The 6,613-nt window shown below is 39.5% G+C and carries 6 protein-coding genes; all 6 read left to right on the plus strand.

Annotation, left to right across the window (positions count from 1 at the left end; translation table 11 throughout):
• The coding region (locus tag QL982_RS13745; protein ID WP_290190405.1) for a hypothetical protein at window positions 1-2,180 on the plus strand (2,180 nt) is incomplete at its 5' end.
• A gap of 84 nt (window positions 2,181-2,264) precedes the next feature.
• Window positions 2,265-3,416, plus strand: coding sequence for a DUF6708 domain-containing protein (locus QL982_RS13750; protein ID WP_290164183.1), 1,152 nt, complete (start codon window positions 2,265-2,267; stop codon window positions 3,414-3,416).
• A gap of 78 nt (window positions 3,417-3,494) precedes the next feature.
• Window positions 3,495-4,700, plus strand: a complete 1,206-nt coding sequence (locus QL982_RS13755; RefSeq protein WP_290164184.1) for a DUF6708 domain-containing protein — start codon at window positions 3,495-3,497, stop codon at window positions 4,698-4,700.
• A 108-nt stretch (window positions 4,701-4,808) separates the two neighbouring features.
• Complete coding sequence (locus QL982_RS13760; RefSeq protein WP_290164185.1) at window positions 4,809-5,540, plus strand: hypothetical protein; 732 nt, start codon at window positions 4,809-4,811, stop codon at window positions 5,538-5,540.
• Between the two features lie 27 nt (window positions 5,541-5,567).
• Window positions 5,568-5,777, plus strand: coding sequence for a hypothetical protein (locus tag QL982_RS13765; protein ID WP_290164186.1), 210 nt, complete (start codon window positions 5,568-5,570; stop codon window positions 5,775-5,777).
• A gap of 361 nt (window positions 5,778-6,138) precedes the next feature.
• The gene (locus QL982_RS13770) at window positions 6,139-6,558 is read left to right on the plus strand and encodes a hypothetical protein (protein ID WP_290164187.1); all 420 of its coding nucleotides are present in this window, start codon (window positions 6,139-6,141) and stop codon (window positions 6,556-6,558) included.
• The last annotated feature ends 55 nt before the right edge of the window (window positions 6,559-6,613 follow it).

Genomic DNA, 6,613 nt, shown 5'->3' on the forward strand with positions numbered 1-6,613 from the left:
AAAGAAATTTTAAGAGAATAGCCAAATATATTATCAGAACCCATAACGAGATATTTAAAAATAGTGAAAACCTAAAGAATCAAATGCAGTTTAACTATGATACCAATGATGTATCGAGTGGTATGTCCTATACAGAGACGATCCTAGAATGTATTGGTGTCACTGTAAATGACTCTGGAGCGGCGAAACTATATGCAGAATTAATGAACAAAGATATTAACGATCAACAAAGTTATATATTAAGAGCTTTGGCTTATAACTATCAAAGTTATATTGATGCTATTACCAGAGAAGGCAATAAAAGTATAAGCTGGCAGAATTTGGACTTCTCGACTTCTGGTATTAAGTTGAACAATGTACTCGAAGCGTCATGGTCATCTCTGATTGGAATAGCTAGTGGCATTCATACTGAAAACATTTTGAATAAATCAGTCCTCATTCAAAAATCTACTGAAATATTGAGTGCACCATTACTGAAAGTCATCAGTAACGAGGCAAGCAGTATAACCATATCTCAGACAATGTATGCCATTGGACTTCATTTAGAAGCTCCTATTATACAATTAAATTTTTCAGGAACCAAAAAGCAAGCGATTGCTGGATTGACAGATGTCTTACTCACTCAAACCAACACCAGTTCAAAAACAAGTGCTCGGAAGTACGCTCGTCTACTGATGCATAACCTCAAGGTTTTAGATAATATCGACTTGAATGCAAATATCTCTGGTACGACTTTAGTCATAGATACCAAGGAGGCAAACTCAGTCTTTAATACCCTAAATAAAAATAATGCACCCACAAAGGCTGCTGCAAATACTCGCTTTCAAGCGCTACAATCCTCAGCTAAGAGTGGTCACCAAGGTGCTTTGTCAGATCTCAAAACAGCTCAAGCACGTTTAAGGCGCTATAACCGAACTGTCGATCTTGCGTCTAACGAGTTTGTTCAAATTATAGAGCCAAGAGTAGCATCAGATAGCTTATCAAATAAATTAGCTACTGCAGGTACATTATTTCAAGCAGTGGCCTGTATAAGTTTAGCTGCTGGCATTTATAGCAATTCTACAGAACAGGGTCTACAAAAAGCAATAGTGTCTGAGAGCGGTGCAAAGCTTATTGCAGGTATAGGTTTTTTATATGGAGGAATACTGGATCATCATGTGGCGATACGGGAAATAAAAGTTAAAAACCCTACTCTTTCAGCTGCGACAAAAGACTCACTCAATAGCTCTATTAGTAAAAGCGCTTGGTGGGCAAAAAGACTGAATATTGGTTCTGCTGTTATATTTTCTGGCTTTGATTTTTATCATGCTTATGATGAAGCCACAAAGGGTAATATCAACATGATGTTTTTATATGGTATTTCAGGATTAGCTGGATTTGGTGCGGTAGCAGCAGTAACTCTATTCAGTGCTAGTCTCATCTGGACGGGTATAGGCGCGGTATTATTTATTATTACAATAGGCGTTGGTTTTTTAATCGCGGAATTGACTTTAACACCTATTCAAGAATGGATAGAGGGTAGTATCTGGGGTGTAGACAGTCGGCATTTATCTTATGAGGCAGAAATAGAGGCTTATAAAGTAGCCATTGAAAGTATCACTGAATCGGAATCATCTGAAGAAGACGTGCAATCAATAGGTAGAGGAACAGCCTCATCTACTAGTGATAGTTCTGTCGATTCCACAAACAATCAAAAATCCACAACTAACATTAATACCGATATACCTGAACCTAATTATCAAAATAAAGGGGAGTATGAACCACTTGACTATCAAGATATCGAATTTGATGATAGTTATGAACCAGTAGAACCCTATGACTTAAATAAAAATGATTATGAACCTTTAGATATGAACGATTTTTATGAGCCTATAGATCCTAGTAATTACGAACCTGTAGATCTTGATGATTATGACTATCAACCCATGGGCACTCCGCAAACACAACAAACAAACGGAGTGTTCAGTGTGCTTGGTGCGAATGATAGTAAAGCTGCGGATACTGGTCTAGATCCTAATATTCAACGTGAGGTTGAACAGGCACGACAACGAACTGCTAATCAAGTTCGACGCACGCAAGAACAAAAAGATAACTTAGCGATTTATCAAGACAAGATAAATAATCAGAATCAAACGTTAGAAAAGTTACAGCGTAAACTAGCTGCATTACAAAATAAGTAAAAGTATATTTATAGATTCACTCGTATAAAGGTTACTGATGGTAACCTCGCTAAAAATATTTAATTGACAACTTGAGAATACATTATGTTTATCGATCTAACTGGGCGCTCAAGGAATAAGACCTACAGCAGCATAGGTAAGCCCTACAAAGAAGAGTATAAAGCATATCACTTATGCCAAGACAAGCATTATGGACTACCCTTACGCCCACAGCGGACTGTTGTGCAATTTAACAGTACTTATATGGAGCTGGTCGATAGGTGGGAGTCTGCACGAGGAGAGATAACCCATATTCAAGGTGCTGCATTTTTGCTAGGCATTTTTGGCATCTTTGTATGCATTTACGGCTTAATTGTTGCATTCAAAGCTGGTGGAATAGCTATTACCATAGGTATGTTTATATTATCAATAATCTGTTTTGGAATACTCTGGTTTGTCATTCGAATACTAAGCCGCGAACTATTTACTTATACTTATTTCCCCATTCGCTTTAATCGTAAAAATGGCAAGGTTTACGTTATCGGAGCAGATAAGCAAGTTGAAACATACGACTGGAACGCTCTAAAAATACATATGGAGAATGGTGTTAACGCCCCATGGGACATCCGCTGTTGTGATGTGGATGATAAAGGTATTATCAGACGTACCTTTAGCTTTCCTTTTACCCACTCAAGTCCAAATGAGTTTCTGCAGCATCACTTTGAATTTGTAAACGCCTATATGCGCAGCAAGACCAATAAAGACATCAAGCATGTAGCGGATAGTATCAGACATGTCTTTCCTATTCATCAGCGCAAAGAAACCCTGCAGGAGAGCATTGAGCGCAGTCGGTTTGAATTTCATGACAGATGGAAGGACATGGAATATCCTGAAACTAGCTTGAACATTGATCTGCACTACATTGCTGCCACGCCTTTTTGGTTGTTAAAGCTACTTGGTCGTATTGTCTCAATAAAGACCTGTACCACCCCGCATTTTTCTTTTGAGATAGAGGCTGAGTGTGATATAGATCCTAATGACAAGTTTGACTTAAATAAAAAACCGCCCAATCCGCCAAGACGAGAGTACAGCTTATTAGAAAAGGCGGTCATTGGCGTGCTACTTATTATAGGTTCAATCATTGGCCTGTCTGTTTTTGCCTTATTTATAGACATCATGGGTGCCGCGCGACCACATGGTGATTACCCCAGCTTCTTTAAAATACTGTGGGATTGGCTGTTGTTTCGGTGGATTTAAATATCTGAAGACAGCCCTTAGCTTAAGTAATTAGACAGTGCCTTGAAAGGCATTGAAGTAGACGCGACGGAATGAATAATGAGTGGATATGTTGTAGACATGGAAGGGCGGTTTCGACTGACCAAGAAGCCACCATTTTTGACCCCTGGTTATCAAGCAGTTGGGCAAAAGCTCGACGATGTGAAAGGCATCCATAAAAGAGTACCGTTAGAAAAAGATACAACCTACGATGTGCCGTTGCAGCCACAGCAAACGGTTGTACAGTTTAATTCAACTTATCTAGAAACCACGGGGCGCAATGAACGAAGACGTGGCGATGCGGTAGGATGGGGATTGATTATAGGATTTGTTGGACTGTCTGTTAGCAACGGTATCATCTTTGCGATAATGATTTTTATAACAGATTTTGATCTTATATATTTAAGTGTTTGTCTGATTCTTGCTTTTTCTATGCTTCTTCTATTCTTTGTTCCATTAATAAACGTACTCTCAACCGAGTTATTTACCACATGGCATTATCCTATACGCTTTAACCGCAAAACCCGTAAGGTCTATGTCCGTCAATATAACCGTAAAGTAGAGGTGTATAACTGGGACGACTTGACCTTTTTTATTGCCTATATTAGTGAAGACAGAGACATCAGAGCAGTCACCTTGGATAAGGATGGCGAAACCGTGACAGGCATGTTTGCACTCGCTTTTCAAAACAATGTCATAGATCAGAGTTTAATCAGTTATTTTGAGTTTATCCGTCGTTATATGGAAGGCGATGATCAGCAACTAAAAGAAGTCAAAGAAGCCATACGTTATATCTATCCCATTCATAAGAAACGTGAAACACCACTCATGTCATTTAAGCGTTTGATACTCAATGTACTATATTACTCTCACGAAAATATAGAGTATCCTGAACGCACGTTTAGATTTTATCCAGTGACATTGGTTATTCTGCCTTTATTAGTACTGTGCTATGTAGGCCGCGTGATTTCTATGCTGACCAGCTACCGTCATCGTTTTAGCGCAGCCATTCAAGCGGAATGTCAGATTGATCCCAATGACCCTTATGATTTAAATAAACACCTACCAGAAGGTAATCTTGAGCAGCACAACCAACCTATGTGGAAGACTGTGGTTTATAGTGTCGGTATTGCTATTGCAACTATTGTCATGATGTTTGTGGGCGCTTTTATCATAGATCTGATGGGCGCAGCGAGACCACATGGTGACTATCCAAGTATGGTCGGCAAACTCTGGTATGTGGTTAGTTTGGGATGGTTGTCTTGATAAGTCTGATCTATGCTGTCACATCTGCAGACATTAACTTGAGAGGTTTTAGCCTATTTACCGTTTACTGTTTAGATTGAGGACACGCCATAACTAAGGAAAAAGAAAATGAGCACTAAAAAAAACGTCTGGCTATCAGGCTTTAATATGACAACTTCTGTCAATTTTTATGATATCTATCCTGCCAATAATAAAAAATATGGCTTTCCTAAGTATTGGAAAATATTTGAAAGTAGGGAAAAAACAGCTGATCCTAAGTTATTAGAAATAAAAAAAATGTATAAAGAAGATAGGCTGGAACTATCCAAAGCTAGCAGTGGTTTTTTTGAGACCGAGCACTTACCAGACAGCTTGTGGGTAGAGAGTAGTGACACCAAGCTACCGCCGTCGTCTGAACATATCTTTTTTGTGAGAAGTGGTGGCGTTGTGCTTACTCAAGCCTGTGCCGAGCTGCTACAGCAGTTTCGCTTAGGGGAAAGTACGCTCACGCCAGTACAAATCTACAACCTTGAGACCCAGCAACTGTGTAGCGACAAGACCTTTTATTTTCTTAATCTTTGTGAAAGACGAGAATACATTCAATACCCGCACCCTCAGGTGAACGAGTCGTTTTCCTCTTATACTAGTTCTAGCTTTGATGGCAAGCAAAGATACGCAACCAGTATACCTATCAAAGACAAACAACTATTAGTTAGTAAATCAGCACTAAACTGCGAGCTAGATCTATGGCACGACCCCTTGTTGATGAGTTATGTATTTGTGTCCGATGCACTGCATGATGCCCTAGTACAAGCGGATATGGATACTCAATGGAACATGGTGTCTTGTCAGTTGGTCTAGATAAGATTACCTGCCAAGCCCGTTTGAATGCGACCAGTGAGCACGATACCAGCGCTCATGGAGCCTGCCACTTTATTAGAAAAAGTGTTTTATGTCGTGATGATGGTAGTTGCAACGCTGGCTTCCTTATCGATACTTGCCATTATTATTGATGTCATCGGTGCCGCGCGACCACATGGCGATTACCCAAGTTTCTTCAAAATACTGTGGGATTGGCTGTTGTTTCGGTGGCTATGAAATTGATGGTTATCAGTTTATAGAAAGGACTAATTCATTTAGCAACTGAGTATTAACTATTTTTATGAATACATTGCCCACTCATAATACTCCTGATATCACTTTGCTATCACGACCTTATAGCGATGTTGTTGACGTTGAAAAAGACCACCCAAACATGCGGTATATAGCAAAAGATGTTAGAGGCATTACGCCTTAAGCCTTAACCTTCAATGATGTGGGCAGTAGCATGCTTAACGAGGGTGGTATAGTAATAGTTGTTTGTTTCTTAGTTCTTTTTATAATAATGATACCAGTACTTCTTATAGACCTTTTCTCTGAAGGGCTCGTGGAGATAGTACTTGGTATAGTTCTAATACTAATGTTTTTTGTTCTCCCTGTTTCACTTTTACGCAAAGTCTCTAAACTCACCGATAGTGACGTACCCATTGATGCCTTTGATAAGGTTGACCAACGCATATTGCAATTTGATGTCACCCAAGAAGACGGCAAAATAAAAGTAGATTACCATGGCATCAACGAACTACCTTATCAAGACATTCATGCCAGTGTGAAAAGCGTCAATATCGTCAGTGCAGGCGGTATGAGTAGAACCTACTTTTTACAGCTCAACTGGCTAGATAATAAACGTAACATCGTCAACCAATGGGTCTCCTCCTTTCCAGCTACCTCAGACGTCTATGCTCGCGCACAGTGGCAGTTCATCCGCAACTACATGGAAAAGAACGCTGATAGCCTACCGCCCATCACTCCCTTTGATTGTAGTGGTCAACTAATTTAGGACACCTGATAAGAGGTTTTTATTAAAGTAGCGCTTCTCTTTTTCTAACGGTGTT

It is taken from the genome of Psychrobacter sp. 5A.1 (assembly GCF_030407455.1).
Taxonomy (GTDB): Bacteria; Pseudomonadota; Gammaproteobacteria; order Pseudomonadales; family Moraxellaceae; genus Psychrobacter.